The following is a 14,447-nucleotide window of genomic DNA, read 5'->3' as shown; positions in this document are numbered from 1 at the left end:
ACGGCTCACGGCTCACGGCTCACGGCTCACGGCTCACGGCTCACGGCTCACGGCTCACGGCTCACGGCTCACGGCTCACGGCTCACGGCTCACGGAAGAGGAGGACCACGCGACTCGTCAAACCCGACTACGTGGCACAAACCGACCCGTGTGGCTTGGCACACACCGCGTCAACTCCGCTGTGCGGCATGCGAGTCTCAGCGGGTCTTGACGAACCGGGCCTTCACGTTCGCGCGCCCGGCTTCCGTCAGGCGGCCGAACAGGCGCAGCCTGGCGAGGCCACCGTCCGGGTAGATGTCCAGGCGGGCTTCCGTCACCTCCGGGGCGTCCGGTACGGCGAAGCGGTGGCGGGTGTCCGGCTGCAGTCGAGTCTTCGGCAGCAGCTCCACCCACTCCCCGTACGTGTCGCGGCCGCTGATCGAGGCCCAGCCCGGGGCGTTGCCCTTCAAGTTGCTCGTGTCCAGCTCGGCGAAGCGGACCGTTCCGGCGCCGGCCAGGCGGAACGTCACCCAGTCGTTGCCGTCGTCGCGGCGGCGGGCCGTCTCCCAGCCCTCGGCCTGATGGGCTGCCAGGCCGGGCGACAACATGTTGTTCGGCGAGGAATAGAACATGTTGCTGCACCCCGTCACCAGGGCGCCGTTTTCCAGGGCCGCCAGGTCCAGGGCGTCGAGATCAAGCAGGTCCGGGTCCGGGATGGGCGCCCCGTGGACGCGCAGGCGGGCGACGCCGCCGTCCGGGTGCTGGGTCAGGCGTACGTGTGTGTACCTGCGGGAACCGTTGACCGTGTAGAAGTTCTCCGTGTGCCCCGCCGCCGGCGCGCGGTCGACCAGGACGTCCCAGTCCGCCGACGCCAGCTCCGCCGCGCTCGGGTAGCCCGGCACCGACGCCGCCTCGACCGAGACGAACGGCGGGTAGTTGCCCTTGAAAAACGCCGTGTCGACGACGACGCCGGTGACCGTGCCCGCCAGGCCGAGGCGCAGGATCGCCTGGTCGTCACCCGGTTCGCGGTGGCGGCGGGTCTCCCAGCCGTCGTAGACCTGGCCCTTCGGGCCGAACGTCTCGGCGCGGTGCGCCGGCGTCCACGGGTTGACCAGGTTCTCCTTCTCGGCGAACAGCTCGTCGGTCGCCCACATCACGGTGCCGCCGAAGCGGCGTGAGGCGAGGTCGGGCAGCTCTGTCCACTCAGGACGGTCAGACAACACAGCCTCCATTTCAGCAGTTCCCCCGGGTCAGCAACGCGCCGAAGGGCTCGTCGCCGGTGATTTCGGTGCCCCGCAACCAGGTCGAGCGGACGACGCCGGCCAGCGGACGGCGGTCATAGGCGCTCACCGGGTTGCGGTGCTTCAGTTTCGCGACGTCGACCACGAACGCCTCGTCCGGCGCGAACACGCAGAAGTCGGCGTCGTAGCCCACCTCAAGTCGCCCCTTGCGGCGCATTCCCGCCTGCGCGGCGGGGTGCTCGGCCATCCAGCGGACGACGTCGGTGAGCGCGAACCCGCGCTGCCGCGCCTGCGTCCAGATCGCCGGAAGTCCCAGCTGCAGGCTCGAAATCCCGCCCCAGGCCTGACCGAAGTCGCCGCTGTCGAAGCGTTTCAGCTCCGGCGTGCACGGTGAGTGGTCGCTGACGACGCAGTCGATGACGCCGTCGGCAAGGCCCTGCCACAACAGTTCGCGGTTGGCGGCCTCCCGGATCGGTGGGCAGCACTTGAACTGCGTCGCGCCGTCGCGGATCTCCTCGGCGACAAAACTCAGGTAGTGCGGGCAGGTCTCGGCGGTCAGCGCGACGCCGTCGCGGCGGGCCTCCGCCACCAGCGGCAGAGCTTCCGCGGACGACAGGTGCAGGATGTGCGCCCGCGCCGAATTCCGGCGGGCCGCCTCGATCACGTGCGTCACGGCCAGGTTCTCCGCCGCCCGCGGTCGCGAATGCAGAAAGTCGACATAGCGACCGCCATGCGGCTCGGGTGCCTCGTCGATCTCGTGCGCGTCTTCGGCGTGGACGATCATCAGCGCGTCCAGGAAACTCAGCTCCCGCAACGCTTCGTCGAGCCCGGCCGGGTCGAGCGGCGGGAACTCGTCGACGCCGGAGTGCAGCAGGAAGCACTTGAACCCGAAGACGCCGGCCTCGTGCAGGCCGCGCAGATCCGGGACGTTGCCGGGGATCGCACCGCCCCAGAAACCGACGTCGACGTGCACCCGGCCGGCCGCCGCCTTGCGCTTGACCTCCAGCGCCGCGACGTCGACCGTCGGCGGCAGGCTGTTGAGCGGCATGTCCACGATCGTGGTCACGCCGCCAGCCGCGGCCGCGCGGGTCGCCGTCTCGAAGCCCTCCCACTCGGCGCGGCCGGGGTCGTTGACGTGGACGTGCGTGTCGACCAGTCCGGGCAGCAGCACGACGTCGTCGCCGAGTTCGACGACACGATCGCCGGACAGCTGAGCGCCGCCGGGTTCGACCGCGACGATCCGGCCGCCGTCGACGCCGAGCGTCACCGGAACCTCGCCCTCGGCCGTGACGGCCCGGGCCGCGCGCACCACAAGATCCATCCGAGAACCCTTCGCCGGGAGAATTGTCGCCGCCGATTTCACAGTACGGAACGACGGTTTCGCACAACGACACTAACCACGGCCCGCGCCGCTCGTCAACGACGGACGCCGCGCGTTACGGTCATCCTCGTGCGGCTTGAAGCGGAGTTCACCAGCGAACCGTTCCACGGCGAGGGTTCGCCGCCCGAGCACGCGCTCGCCGCGCGCGACGCCGCCGCGGAAGCGGGGCTGGACACCGACTTCGGGCCGCTCGGCACCCTCGCCCGCGGCGACGCGAAGGCGCTTCTCGAGGCCTTGCCCGTGATCACGCAGGCGGCGCTCGACGGTGGCGCCACCCAGGTCACGCTGCAGGTGCGCTTGGTGGGGGCCGCAGTAGACGCCGGCGCAGCGGCCGAGAGGGAAGATCGACCCGGCGGACCGACCGGAACGAAGGTTTCCGCCGCCGAACAGCGCGATCCGACAGGCGCCCGGGCAGCCGAACCGCACACAACAGGTGGCCCGGCAGCCGAACCGCATACGACAGGTGACCCGGCAGCCGAACCGCAGACGACCGGCAGCCCAGCGAGACAACAGCGCGATGCCGACAGCGCCCCGGCCGTCGAGCTGAACGATGCACTCGCCCGGCTGATCGCCGATGTCGAACGTGAACTCGGCGCCGGCCTGGGCGAACTCGACCGTCCCGGGAAGCAGCGCGCCGTGCGGCTGCTGCGCGAACGCGGTGCCTTCGGCCTGCGGAAATCCGTCTCCTCGGTGGCCGACGCGTTGGGGGTCACACGGTTCACCGTCTACAACTACCTGAACCGGGAAGCCGACTGACCAGGGCTTTCAACAAAATGTTGACGAAACTCCGGTGTCGACGTACGGTCAGCGGGACGCCACTCACGAGGAGTTCCCCGTGCCGCTCACCCTCACCGACTTCAACACCGCCGACGCCGGCGACGTACGTCCGGCGCTGACGGCCTGCCTGGCCGTCCCCCGTTGGGCGGACGCGATCCTCGATCGCCGGCCTTACGAAAATCTCGACGCTCTGCGGGCCGCCGCGGACCTGCCGTTGAGCAGTGACGAGATCCGCCAGGCCATGGCCGCGCACCCGCGGATCGGCGAAAAGCCGAAGCAGCAAGGGACCGAGGCCGACTGGTCCCGCAGCGAACAGTCCGGTGTGGACAACGCCGACGAGTTCGCCGCCGCGAACGCCCAGTACGAAGCCAAGTTCGGGCACGTCTACCTCGTCTGCGCCAGCGGGCGCGGCGGCGACGAGCTGCTGAAGATCCTCCGCGAACGGCTGGACAACGATCCGGTGACCGAACTCGGTGTCGCCGGGCAGGAACTGCTCAAGATCGCCGCGCTGCGGCTGGCCAAGGCGGTGACGGCGTGAGCCTGGTGACGACGCACGTGCTCGACACGGCGACGGGACGGCCCGCGAAGGGGATCGCGGTCCGGTTCGAAACCGCCGGGGGCAAGCCGATCGCCGACGGGCGCACCGACGACGACGGCCGGATCCGCGATCTCGGCCCCGACACCCTGGAGCCCGGCAGCTACCGGCTCGTCTTCGACACCGGTGCGTACCTCGGCCCGGACGCGTTCTTCCCGGAGGTGGCCCTCACCTTCCGGATCTCCGACGGCACCGTGCACCACCACGTGCCGCTCCTGCTCAGCCCGTTCGCCTATTCGACTTACCGAGGGAGCTGAACCGTGGCCATCACCCTGGGCCCCAACCAGTACGGCAAGGCGGAGGTCCGCCTGGTGACGGTGCGCCGCGACGGCCCCGTCCACCACCTGAAGGACCTCACCGTGTCGACGTCGCTGCGCGGTGAGCTGGCCGCGACGCACCTGACCGGCGACAACGCCGGCGTGCTCGCGACCGACACGCAGAAGAACACCGTGTACGCCTTCGCGAAGGAGGCACCGGTTGGCGAGATCGAGGACTTCGGACTGCGCCTGGCGCGGCACTTCACCGGCACGCAGGCCAACATCACCGGCGCCCGGATCAAGATCGACGAGCACGGCTGGGACCGCATCGCCGTCGGCGGCGCGCCGCACGACCACGCCTTCAGCCGCTCCGGCGACGAGCGGCGCACCACCGCCGTCACGTTCCAGGGTGACCGCGCGTGGGTCGTGTCCGGCGTCGACGGCCTGACGCTGCTCAAGTCGACCGGTTCGGAGTTCCACGGCTTCCCGCGCGACGAGTACACGACCCTCGCCGAGACCGACGACCGGATCCTGGCCACCGCCGTCACCGCGCGGTGGCGCTACCAGGGAGAAGGTATCGACTGGGCGGAGAGCCACGGCGAGATCCGGCGCCTGCTGCTGGAGACCTTCGCGACGAAGCACAGCCTGTCGCTGCAGCAGACGCTGTACGCGATGGGCCAGTCGGTGCTCGAACAGCGGCCCGAGGTCGCCGAGGTGCGGCTTTCGCTGCCGAACAAGCACCACTTCCTCGTGGACCTGAGCCCGTTCGGGCTGAAGAACGACAACGAGGTGTTCTACGCCGCCGACCGCCCGTACGGGCTGATCGAGGGCACGATCCTGCGCGACGACGCCGAGGACCCCGGCCCGGCCTGGGACATCCACTAGCGAACGCCCAAAAAGCAGCCCCCGCCCTCTCCGGGGGACCGGCCCCGCTTCCAGCGTATCGGGGGCCTTCGACGGAAAGCCGGAAAAGGCGGGATCCGGGGCGGCTTGTCCACATCGCGGGTGGGGTGTGGACAAGCCGCTGTTGATAGAACGCTCTAACGAACGCGTATCCTCGGAACCGTGGCAGGGACCAAGGAACGCATCATGGCCGCCGGCGCCGAGTTGTTCCGGCGCAACGGGTACAGCGGCACCGGGCTCAAGCAGATCGTCAGCGAGGCGAACGCGCCGTTCGGTTCGCTCTACCACTTCTTCCCCGGCGGGAAGGAGCAGCTCGGGACCGAGGTCGTCCGGGAGTCCGGGCTGGCCTACATCCAGCTGTTCGACCTGTTCATCGCCCCGGCGCCCGACCTGATCAGCGGGATCGAGGCGTTCTTCGCCGCCGGGATCGCGACCCTCGAGGCCACCGACTACGTCGAAGGCTGCCCGATCGCGACCGTCGCCCTCGAGGTCGCGAGCACCAACGAGCCGCTGCGGGAAGCCACCGCCGACGTCTTCACCGCCTGGATCGAGGCCGGGACCGAGAAGTTCGCCCGGTTCGGGCTCAGCCGGGAGGCTGCCCGGACGCTCACCATCTCCGTCGTCAACAGCCTCGAGGGCGCCTTCGTGCTCTGCCGGGCGCTGCGGGACACCGAGGCCATGGCCGTCGCGGGTGCGACGAGCGTGGACGTCGCCAAACGGCTCCAAAGCGAGCAACTTTAGTCGGGAATCCAACAAGAATACTCAACATGGCGCTTGACCGCGCAGCAACGGACATCGAGGCTACGGAGTGGTCTAGTCCTCCTGCCTCAACACCGTCGTTCGGTTGGAGCCGCCATGCGCCGTGTCCTCGCCGTCCTAGCCACCGCCGTTGCCGTCATCGGGCTCGCCAGCCAGCCCGCCGATGCCCTGGAAAACGGGCTCGCCAGAACCCCGCCGATGGGGTGGAACACCTGGAACACCTTCGAGTGCAACATCAGCGAAACGCTCGTCAAGCAGACCACCGACCTGATGGTCAGCTCCGGGATGCGCGACCGCGGCTACACCTACGTCAACCTCGACGACTGCTGGATGACCAGGAACCGCGACAGCGCGGGCAACCTGGTCGCCGACCCGGCGAAGTTCCCCAGCGGCCTCAAGGCCCTCGGTGACTACATCCACGCGCGCGGGATGAAGTTCGGGATCTACGAGAGCGCCGGCACCGAGACCTGCCAGCACTACCCCGGCAGCCTCGGCCACGAGCAGGCCGACGCGAACAGCTTCGCGGGCTGGGGCGTCGACTACCTCAAGTACGACAACTGCGGCAGCCCGAGCGGCGAGACCCAGCAGGACTACGTCCGCCGGTACTCCGCCATGCGCGACGCGCTCAAGGCCACCGGCCGCCCGATCGCCTACAGCCTCTGCGAGTGGGGCAACTTCTCCCCCTCGACCTGGGCCGCGGACGTCGGCAACTTGTGGCGCACCACCGGGGACATCACCAACAACTGGGGCAGCATCGACTCGATCTACCGCCAGAACGTCGGCCTCGCGTCCGCCGCGAAGCCCGGCGCCTGGAACGACCCGGACATGCTCGAGGTCGGCGACGGCATGGACTTCCAGGAGGACCGCGCGCACTTCACGCTCTGGGCGGCGATGGCCGCGCCGCTGATCGCCGGCGCCGACCTGCGCAGCGCCAGCGTCGCCACCTTCTCGACCTACCTCAATTCGGACGTCATCGCCGTGGACCAGGACTCCCTCGGCAAGCAGGCCACGCGGATCTCGTCGAGCGGCGGGCTGGACGTCCTGAGGAAGCCCCTTCAGGGCGGGGACGTCGCCGTCGTCCTGTTCAACGAGAACAGCACCACGAAAACCGTCTCGACCACGGCCGCCGCGGCCGGGCTGCCCAGCGCGTCGAACTACCGGCTGACCAACCTCTGGTCGAAGGAGCTGACCACGAGCACCGGCACGATCAGCGCCGACGTGCCGTCGCACAGCACCGTGATCTACCGGGTGAAAGCCAACGCGAGCGGCTCCACCATCGGCACGGCCCACCCACTGCAGGGCGCGTCGTCGTCACGCTGCATCGACATCAACGGCAACGTCACGACACCCGGCACGAAGGTCGACATCTGGGACTGCGACGGCGGGTCCAACCAGTCCTGGACGTTCACCAGCGCCGGTGAGCTCAAGGCCAACGGCCTCTGCCTCGACGCCGACGGCGGCGCGACCGCGGCCGGGACCAAGCTGATCGCCTGGACCTGCCACGGCGGCACCAACCAGCAGTTCAAGCTCAACGCCGACGGCTCCATCACGGGCACGCAGTCCGGCCTGTGCGCCGACGTCACCGGCGGCGACCAGCCCGCCGGCAACGTCAACGGCACTCAGCTCGAACTGTGGAACTGCAACGACGACGCCAACCAGAACTGGACGCTCAAGTAACTCAGGTCCCGGTGAGGTGCTCCGGCCGGACCGGGACGCGCGTGAGCGCGAGCCCGGTCGCGGCCCGGATCGCCGCCACGATCGCCGGGGTCGACGAGATCGTCGGCGGCTCCCCCACCCCGCGCAGGCCGTACGGCGCGTGCGGGTCCGGGCGTTCCAGGACGTCGATGCTCATCGGCGGCATGTCCAGGACCGTCGGGATCAGGTAGTCGGTGAAGGAGGGGTTCCGGATCTTCCCGCCGGAGGTCTGGATCTCCTCCATCACCGCGAGCCCGAGCCCCTGCGCCGAACCGCCCTGGATCTGGCCGAGGACGGCCTGCGGGTTCAGCGCCTTGCCGACGTCCTGGGCGCAGTCCAGCGCGACCACCTTGACCAGGCCCAGCTCGGTGTCGACGTCGACGACGGCCCGGTGCGCGGCGAACGCGTACTGCACGTGGGCGGTGCCCTGCCCGGTTTCCGGATCCAGCGCGGTGGTGGGCCGGTGCCGCCACTCCACCGTTTCGTCGTAGACGTCGCCGGCGAGGACGTCGCCCAGGTCGGCGAGCACCTGGCCGTCGGCCGCGACGAGCTTGCCGCCGACGATGCGCGCCTTCCGGCCGAACCGGGTCAGCAACCGCGCGCGCACCGCCGCGCAGGCGGCCTGCACGGCGCCACCGGTGACGTAGCTCTGCCGGGATGCCGACGTCGAGCCGCCGTTGCCGATCGAGGTGTCCATCGGCAGCACCGTCACCTGCTCGACGCCCAGCTCGGTCCGCACGATCTGCTGCATGATCGTCACCAGGCCCTGGCCGACCTCGCAGGCCGCGGTGTGCACGGTCGCCGCGGGCTCGCCCCCGACCAGCTGCAGCCGCACGCGGGCCGTCGAGTAGTCGTCGAAGCCTTCGGAGAAGCAGACGTTCTTGATCCCGACCGCGTAGCCGACGCCGCGGACGACGCCTTCGCCGTGCGTCGTGTTGGAGACGCCGCCCGGCATGTGTCGCAGGTCGAACGGCCGGTCCGGCGGCATCGGCTTGGCGCGCACCAGGTCCAGCAGCTCGGCGACCGGGGCGGCCGAGTCGACGGCCTGGCCGGTCGGCATCAGCGCGCCTTCGCTCATCGCGTTGCGGACGCGGATCTCGACCGGGTCGAGGCCACACGCCGACGCGAGCTTGTCCATCTGCGATTCGTAGCCGAACGCCGCCTGCACCGCGCCGAAGCCGCGCATCGCGCCGCACGGTGGGTTGTTCGTGTAGGTGCCCCAGCAGTCGACCGCCACACTGTCCACTGTGTACGGCCCGACGCCGAGCGTGGCGGCGTTCGCGACCACCGCGCCGGTCGAGGAGGCGTACGCGCCGCCGTCGAGGAACAACCGCGTCCGGACGTACACGAGACGGCCGTCGCGCGTGGCGCCGTGCTCGTAGTACATCTTCGCCGGGTGGCGGTGGACGTGACCGTAGAAGGACTCTTCGCGGTTGTAGACCATCTTCACCGGCTTGCCGGTGTGCAGGGCCAGCAGGCACGCGTGGACCTGCATCGACAGGTCTTCCCGCCCGCCGAACGCGCCCCCGACACCGCCGAGTGTCAGCCGCACCTTCTCCACCGGAAGGCCCAGAGCGGCGACGATCTGCTGCTGGTCGACGTGCAGCCACTGCGTCGCGACGTACAGGTCGACGCCGCCTTCGGTGTCCGGCACGGCCAGCCCGGACTCCGGCCCGAGGAACGCCTGGTCCTGCATGCCGACCTCGTAGACACCGGACACGACGACGTCGGCCGTGACGTCCTGCGGTCCGCGGCGGATCTTCACGTGCCGCACGACGTTGCCGCCGTCGTGCAGCGAAGGACCTTCGCCCGCGACGGCGGCTTCGGAGTCCGTCACGGGAGAGAGCTCTTCGTAGGAAACGACGATCCGCTTCATCGCGCGACGCGCGGTCTCCGGGTGGTCGGCGGCGACCAGCGCGACCGGCTCCCCCTGGTACCGCACGACGTCGGCCGCGAGCACCGGCTGGTCGCTGTGCTCCAGCCCGTACCGGTTGACGCCGGGGACGTCCTCGTGGGTCAGCACCGCGTAGACCCCGGGCACCTTCAGGGCTTCGGTGAGGTCGATGCCGGTGATCCGCGCGTACGGGTGCGGGCTGCGCAGGGTCACGCCCCACACCATGTCCTCGTGCCACAGGTCCGAGGAGTACGCGAACTCGCCGCGCACCTTGACCGTGCCGTCGGGGCGCCGCGGCGAGGTGCCGACGCCGTTGACCGCCTGGGTGCTGACGGAAGTGGTCATCGGTCCTCCCGCAGTCTGGCGCTCGCGGACTTCAGCTCCGACGCGATTTCGGACTCGTCGGCCTCCCGCAAAACAGCGTCCTCGACGACGGCCTTGCCGCCGACGAACAGCCGCCGCACCGGCGGTGTCGTACCCAGGACCAGCGCCGCGACCGGATCCGTGATGCCCGCGTGGTTCAGGCCGGTCAGGTCCCAGACCGCGAGGTCGGCGAGCTTGCCGGGCTCGATGGAACCGAGATCGTCCGCCCGGCCCAGGCAGCGGGCGCCGCCCATCGTGCCCATCCACAACGCTTCCCGCGTGGTCAGCCCGCGCGGTCCGCCGCGCTGGCGGGCCTGCAGCAACGCCTGGTGCAGTTCTTCGCCGAGGCCGCCGGATTCGCTGGACGCGGCCCCGTCGACGCCGAGGCCGACCGCCACGCCCGCGTCCAGCAGGTCGCGGACCGGGGCGATGCCGGTGCCGAGGCGGCCGTTGGACGTCGGGCAGTGCGCCGAGCCGGTGCCGGTCGCGCCGAAGCGGCGGATCGCCTCGGGCGCGAGATGGACGGTGTGCGCGAGCCAGACGTCCTCGGCGAGCCAGCCGAGCTTGTCGGCGTACTCGGCGGGCGTGCAGCCGACCTCGGCGAGGCACTGCTTCTCCTCGTCCAGGGTCTCCGCGAGGTGCGTGTGCAGCCGGACGCCCTTGCTGCGGGCCAGTTCGGCCGCGCCCGACATCAGCCGTTCGGTGACCGAGAACGGCGAGCACGGGCCGACGGCGATCTGCAGGTGCGCCTCCGCCGAGTCGTCGTGGAAGCGGCCGATCGCCGCTTCGGTGCCGGCCAGCGCGTCCTCGGTCGTCTCGACGAGGTGGTCCGGCGGGAGCCCGCCGTCGGACTCACCGCGGTCCATCGAGCCGCGCACGACGTGCAGCCGGACGCCGATCCGCTGCCGGGCCGACGCCAGCGCCGCCACCTGGTCGCCCCCGTCGCGCGGGAAGACGTAGTGGTGGTCCGCGACGGTGGTGCAGCCGGTCAGCGCCAGCCGCGCCATCCCGGCGGTGGCGGCGGCGTGCGTGATCTCCGCGTCGAGCCGGCCCCAGACCGGGTAGAGCGCGACCAGCCACTCGAAGAGCGTGTGGTCGGCGGCCATCCCGCGGGTCGCCCACTGGTAGAGGTGGTGGTGGGTGTTGATGAGGCCCGGCGTGACCAGGCAGCCCGACGCGTCGACACGCTCGTCGAACTCACCGGTGTAGACGCCTTCGCCGACCTCGGCGACCCGGTCGTTCTCGACGACGACGTACCCGTTCGCGTACTCCTCGCCGCTGACCGTGGCGACCGCCCCACCGGTGATGAGTGTCCTCACGCCAGATCACCCTTCGCCACCGCGCGCACCGCGTCGAGGATCTTTTCGTAACCGGTGCAGCGGCAGAGGTTCCCCGCCAACGCTTCCCGGATCTCTTCGTCGGACGGGTCGGGGACGCGGTTCAGCAGGTCGTGCGCGGCGACGACCAGGCCCGGCGTGCAGAACCCGCACTGGACCGCGCCCTGGTCCACAAAGGACTGCTGGATCGGGTCGAGGACGTCGCCGTCGGCCAGGCCTTCGACCGTGCGCACCACGCGCCCCTCGGCCTGCCCCGCGGCGACCAGGCACGCGCAGACCGGCACGCTGTCGAGGTAGACCGTGCAGGATCCGCATTCGCCCTGCTCACAGGCGTTCTTCGAGCCCGGCAGGCCGAGCCGCTCGCGCAGCACGTAGAGCAGGCTCTCCCCCTCCCAGACGTCGTCGGCCTGCCGTTTCTCGCCGTTGATCGTGACATTCAGGCGCAAACCCGCTCCCCCGTCCGGTACTCGTCCCAGGCCCACGTCAACGTACGCCGCGCCAGCACCGACAGCGCGTGTTTGCGGTAGGCGGCGCTGCCGCGGACGTCGTCGATCGGCGCCGTCGCTTGGGCCACCAACTCGCCGAAGCGGCGCTTCAGGGAGTCCGGCAACGCGTCCGACGAGCCCCACGGAAGCTCCGCGGCGAGGAACTCCTCGGCTTCACGAGCGCGGCGCGGGGTCGGCGCGGCGGAGCCGATCGCGGCGCCGACCTGGCCGTCGCGCAGGGCCAGAGCGAAGGAGCAGACCGCGATGACCATGGCGTTGCGCGTGCCGACCTTGGCGAACTGCTGCGGCCCGGCGTGCGCGGGCAGGTGGACGGCGGTGATCAGCTCGTCGGCCGCCAACGCGTGGCGTTTCACACCGACGTAGAACTCCTCCGCCGGGAGGATGCGGGTCCCCCGCACGGAGGCCGCCTCGACGCGCGCGCCGAGGGCCAGCAGCACCGGGTGGGTGTCCCCGGCGGGCGAGGCCGCGCCGAGGTTGCCGCCGACCGTGCCGCGGTTGCGGATCTGCGGCGAGCCGACCGTGCGCGAGGCCATGGCCAGCGCGGGGACGAGTTCACCCACTTCAGCGATGACGCGGCTGTACGGGACGCCGGCGCCGAGCCGGACGGTGCCGTCCGATGCGGACCAGTCCGCCAGCTCCGGGACCGTGGTCAGGTCCAGCAGGGCGTCCGGGCGGCGGTGGTCGAAGTTCAGCTCGACCATGACGTCGGTGCCACCGGCGATGGGCACGGCGCCGGGACGCTCGGCCTTGAAAGCCAGGGCTTCGGCCAGCGTCGAGGGACGCAGGAACTCCACGCTTGCTCCTTCGTGAGGGCGATGGACCAGTAGACGCCCATCGGGACGCGGGCGGCAACGGCACGGGACATGAAACGCACCCGAGCGAACCCCCGGGCGTTTGTGCTTTCCTACAAGCCTGATGACGACCGTGAAAACTCTGCTGGGCCTGCCGGGGCTGCGGCTGCGCCCGCGGGCCGGGGCCGACCTGCTCGACCGGCCGGTGACCCGCATCTACGTCACGGAGCTGTCCGACCCCGGACGGTATCTGTCGGCCGGTGAGCTGGTGCTTTCGGGCCTGCTCTGGTGGCGCCGGCCGGGGGACGCCGAGCCGTTCGTGGCCGCGCTGGCCCGCTCCGGCGCGGCGGCGCTGGCGGCGTCCGGCGCCGACTCGGACGGCATCCCGGACGACGTCGTCGACGCCTGCGAACGGCACCGGATCCCGCTGCTGGAGGTGCCGATCGACCTGTCGTTCTCGGTGGTCACCGAGCAGGTCGTGCTGGCGCTGGCCGCCGCGTCCGACGGGGCCCGCAAACGTTTGCAGGCGGCCGCGGACGCGCCCGTGGAGACGCTGCTGGAGCGCGCGTCGACGGAACTGGGGCTGCCGTGCTGGGTGCTGTCGGCGCTGGGCCGGGTGGTCGCCGGGGCGACGCCGCTGCCGATGCCGGTCGAGGAGGTCGTCCGGCGGTACGCGGGCAAGGAGCCGGGGCCGCTGACGCTGCTCCCGGTGGAGGGCGGGCACGCGGTGCCGTGGCTGATCGCCGCCGGCGGGACGCTGAGCACCGCGCAGGCCGAGCTCGCCGAGGAACTCGCGGGACTCGTCGGCGTCACGCGGGCGCGGGCGGTGCACCCCGAAGGCGAGTTGCCCGGCGAAGTGCAGGTGGTCGCGCTGCGGACCGAGGGCAGCGACGAGAGCCGGGACGTCCTGCGGGAGCTGCTGCCCGGCGCGCTCCTGCTCGAGCCCGCCGGGGAGACCTCGTACGCGGCGACCGCGCGCTGGCCGGCCGGGGCCGCGGCAGAGCTGTCCACTGTGGAACCTCTGCTGCGGGCGAAGCGGATCCTGTGCGGTGTCAGCGCTCCCGCGCCGCGGGACGAGGCGTGGGCGACCGCGCGGTACACGCTGGAAGTGGCGGCCCGGCGCGCGGGCCGCGTCACCGTGGTTCCGGCGAACGAGGTGGACGCGCACACGCTGCTGCTGGCCGGCGCTCCCGCCGGGGTGCGGGCCGCGCTGCGACGGCGTGTCCTCGGACCGCTGCTGGACTACGACGCCGAGCAGCACACGGACCTCGTGCACACCGTCCGGGTGTTCCTCGAATGCTCCGGATCGCCGACGCGGGCGGCCAAGGCCTTGCACGTCCACGTCAACACCCTGCGCTACCGCATCGGCCGGGCCGGCGAACTGCTCGGGGCGGACCTGACCGAGTTCACCGACCAGCTCGACGTCTACCTGGCGTTGCGCGCGGGAGACCACCCGGGATGAGCGACGAGATCACGTCGGCCCGGCAGGCGGGGCACGACCCCCGGGTGCTGGCGTTCGGGCGGCTGCAGGGTGCCGCGAACCGGCTCGAGTACCTGCTCGGGCGCGCGCTGGAGCGGGAGTGCGGGATCACGCACCTGATGTACGAGGTGCTGCTGATCGTCGGGCGCGCGGGCGACGACGGGCTGACCATGCGCTCGATCGCGCAGGAGCAGGTGCTCACCACCGGCGGCGCGACCCGGCTGGTCGACCGGATGGAGAGCCTCGGCCTGGTGACCCGCACGGCCGCGCCGCACGACCGGCGCGTCCAGCTGGTGCGCCTGACCGAGCTGGGCGAGGGGACGACGGTCCGCGCGAGCCGACTGCACGTGGCGAACATCGAGCGGTACTTCTTTTCGCCGTTGCCGGCGGAGCACCGGGCGCGGTTCGCCGACGACCTGCGAACGTTGAGTCACGCGGCCAGGGACGCCCTGCCGAAGCTGCGCTGAGCGGCTACCGGAAACTGGAGAC

At 71.1% G+C, this 14,447-nt stretch carries 13 protein-coding genes and 2 pseudogenes; 9 read left to right on the top strand and 6 right to left on the bottom strand.

Going from position 1 to position 14,447, the window contains the following annotated elements; all coding sequences use genetic code 11:
• Positions 1 to 197: 197 nt before the first annotated feature.
• The gene (gene alc / locus ACGFMK_RS17405; RefSeq protein WP_392763670.1) at positions 198 to 1,211 is read right to left on the bottom strand and encodes an allantoicase; all 1,014 of its coding nucleotides are present in this window, start codon (positions 1,209 to 1,211) and stop codon (positions 198 to 200) included.
• 1 nt (position 1,212) lies between these two features.
• On the bottom strand, positions 1,213 to 2,541 hold the full coding sequence (gene allB / locus ACGFMK_RS17400; RefSeq protein ID WP_392763667.1) for an allantoinase AllB: 1,329 nt from the start codon (positions 2,539 to 2,541) through the stop codon (positions 1,213 to 1,215).
• Positions 2,542 to 2,670: 129 nt separating this feature from the next.
• Between allB and ACGFMK_RS17395 the strand changes: the two are divergent.
• From ACGFMK_RS17395 to ACGFMK_RS17365, 7 genes and pseudogenes are all read left to right on the top strand, one after another.
• Positions 2,671 to 2,955, top strand: a pseudogene (locus ACGFMK_RS17395) (DNA-binding protein); the annotation flags it as partial.
• A gap of 171 nt (positions 2,956 to 3,126) precedes the next feature.
• Positions 3,127 to 3,357: pseudogene (locus tag ACGFMK_RS17390) on the top strand (helix-turn-helix domain-containing protein); the annotation flags it as partial.
• A gap of 79 nt (positions 3,358 to 3,436) precedes the next feature.
• Positions 3,437 to 3,916 carry a 2-oxo-4-hydroxy-4-carboxy-5-ureidoimidazoline decarboxylase gene (gene uraD / locus ACGFMK_RS17385; protein ID WP_392763664.1) on the top strand — a complete coding sequence of 160 codons (480 nt, stop codon included), beginning with the start codon at positions 3,437 to 3,439 and terminating at the stop codon, positions 3,914 to 3,916.
• Positions 3,913 to 4,230 (top strand): hydroxyisourate hydrolase, encoded by a 318-nt coding sequence (uraH, locus tag ACGFMK_RS17380; protein WP_392763661.1) that lies wholly within the window; start codon positions 3,913 to 3,915, stop codon positions 4,228 to 4,230. Before uraD ends, uraH begins: the two co-directional genes overlap by 4 nt.
• Positions 4,231 to 4,233: 3 nt before the next feature.
• Positions 4,234 to 5,115: a factor-independent urate hydroxylase gene (gene pucL / locus ACGFMK_RS17375; protein WP_392763658.1), complete on the top strand. Its 882-nt coding sequence runs from the start codon at positions 4,234 to 4,236 to the stop codon at positions 5,113 to 5,115.
• 204 nt (positions 5,116 to 5,319) lie between these two features.
• Complete coding sequence (locus ACGFMK_RS17370) at positions 5,320 to 5,874, top strand: TetR/AcrR family transcriptional regulator (RefSeq protein WP_392763696.1); 555 nt, start codon at positions 5,320 to 5,322, stop codon at positions 5,872 to 5,874.
• Positions 5,875 to 5,988: 114 nt separating this feature from the next.
• A complete protein-coding gene (locus ACGFMK_RS17365) occupies positions 5,989 to 7,569 on the top strand; it encodes a glycoside hydrolase family 27 protein (protein ID WP_392763656.1) in 1,581 nt (526 codons plus the stop codon).
• A 1-nt stretch (position 7,570) separates the two neighbouring features.
• On the opposite strand, the gene pucD is transcribed toward ACGFMK_RS17365, so the two are convergent.
• From pucD to ACGFMK_RS17345, 4 genes are read right to left on the bottom strand one after another with little or no spacing between them, the layout of a single operon-like run.
• The gene (gene pucD, locus ACGFMK_RS17360) at positions 7,571 to 9,826 is read right to left on the bottom strand and encodes a xanthine dehydrogenase subunit D (RefSeq protein WP_392763653.1); all 2,256 of its coding nucleotides are present in this window, start codon (positions 9,824 to 9,826) and stop codon (positions 7,571 to 7,573) included.
• Entirely contained in the window at positions 9,823 to 11,163 is a 1,341-nt protein-coding gene (locus ACGFMK_RS17355; RefSeq protein ID WP_392763650.1) for an 8-oxoguanine deaminase, read from the bottom strand. The genes pucD and ACGFMK_RS17355 overlap by 4 nt, the downstream gene beginning before the upstream one ends.
• Positions 11,160 to 11,627 (bottom strand): (2Fe-2S)-binding protein, encoded by a 468-nt coding sequence (locus ACGFMK_RS17350; RefSeq protein ID WP_392763646.1) that lies wholly within the window; start codon positions 11,625 to 11,627, stop codon positions 11,160 to 11,162. Before ACGFMK_RS17350 ends, ACGFMK_RS17355 begins: the two co-directional genes overlap by 4 nt.
• Positions 11,618 to 12,481 (bottom strand): FAD binding domain-containing protein, encoded by an 864-nt coding sequence (locus ACGFMK_RS17345; protein ID WP_392763643.1) that lies wholly within the window; start codon positions 12,479 to 12,481, stop codon positions 11,618 to 11,620. The genes ACGFMK_RS17350 and ACGFMK_RS17345 overlap by 10 nt, the downstream gene beginning before the upstream one ends.
• A gap of 121 nt (positions 12,482 to 12,602) precedes the next feature.
• On the opposite strand from ACGFMK_RS17345, the gene ACGFMK_RS17340 reads away from it, so the two are divergent.
• Both ACGFMK_RS17340 and ACGFMK_RS17335 read left to right on the top strand, forming a co-directional pair.
• Positions 12,603 to 13,940: a PucR family transcriptional regulator gene (locus ACGFMK_RS17340; RefSeq protein ID WP_392763640.1), complete on the top strand. Its 1,338-nt coding sequence runs from the start codon at positions 12,603 to 12,605 to the stop codon at positions 13,938 to 13,940.
• Complete coding sequence (locus ACGFMK_RS17335; RefSeq protein WP_392763637.1) at positions 13,937 to 14,425, top strand: MarR family winged helix-turn-helix transcriptional regulator; 489 nt, start codon at positions 13,937 to 13,939, stop codon at positions 14,423 to 14,425. Before ACGFMK_RS17340 ends, ACGFMK_RS17335 begins: the two co-directional genes overlap by 4 nt.
• The last annotated feature ends 22 nt before the right edge of the window (positions 14,426 to 14,447 follow it).

Origin of the sequence: Amycolatopsis sp. NPDC049252 (assembly GCF_043197175.1) — a bacterium.
Lineage (GTDB): Bacteria > Actinomycetota > Actinomycetes > Mycobacteriales > Pseudonocardiaceae > Amycolatopsis.
The sequence above is the reverse complement of the archived record's forward strand: the minus strand, read 5'-3'. Positions and strand labels throughout refer to the sequence as shown.

Excerpts from the sequence above, each read along its gene's own strand:
- ACGFMK_RS17365 (WP_392763656.1), top strand. The coding sequence starts at position 5,989 with ATGCGCCGTGTCCTCGCCGTCCTAGCCACCGCCGTTGCCGTCATCGGG.
- ACGFMK_RS17340 (WP_392763640.1), top strand. The coding sequence starts at position 12,603 with ATGACGACCGTGAAAACTCTGCTGGGCCTGCCGGGGCTGCGGCTGCGC.
- ACGFMK_RS17370 (WP_392763696.1), top strand. The coding sequence starts at position 5,320 with ATGGCCGCCGGCGCCGAGTTGTTCCGGCGCAACGGGTACAGCGGCACC.
- ACGFMK_RS17335 (WP_392763637.1), top strand. The coding sequence starts at position 13,937 with ATGAGCGACGAGATCACGTCGGCCCGGCAGGCGGGGCACGACCCCCGG.
- allB (WP_392763667.1), bottom strand. The coding sequence starts at position 2,541 with ATGGATCTTGTGGTGCGCGCGGCCCGGGCCGTCACGGCCGAGGGCGAG.
- alc (WP_392763670.1), bottom strand. The coding sequence starts at position 1,211 with ATGGAGGCTGTGTTGTCTGACCGTCCTGAGTGGACAGAGCTGCCCGAC.
- pucD (WP_392763653.1), bottom strand. The coding sequence starts at position 9,826 with ATGACCACTTCCGTCAGCACCCAGGCGGTCAACGGCGTCGGCACCTCG.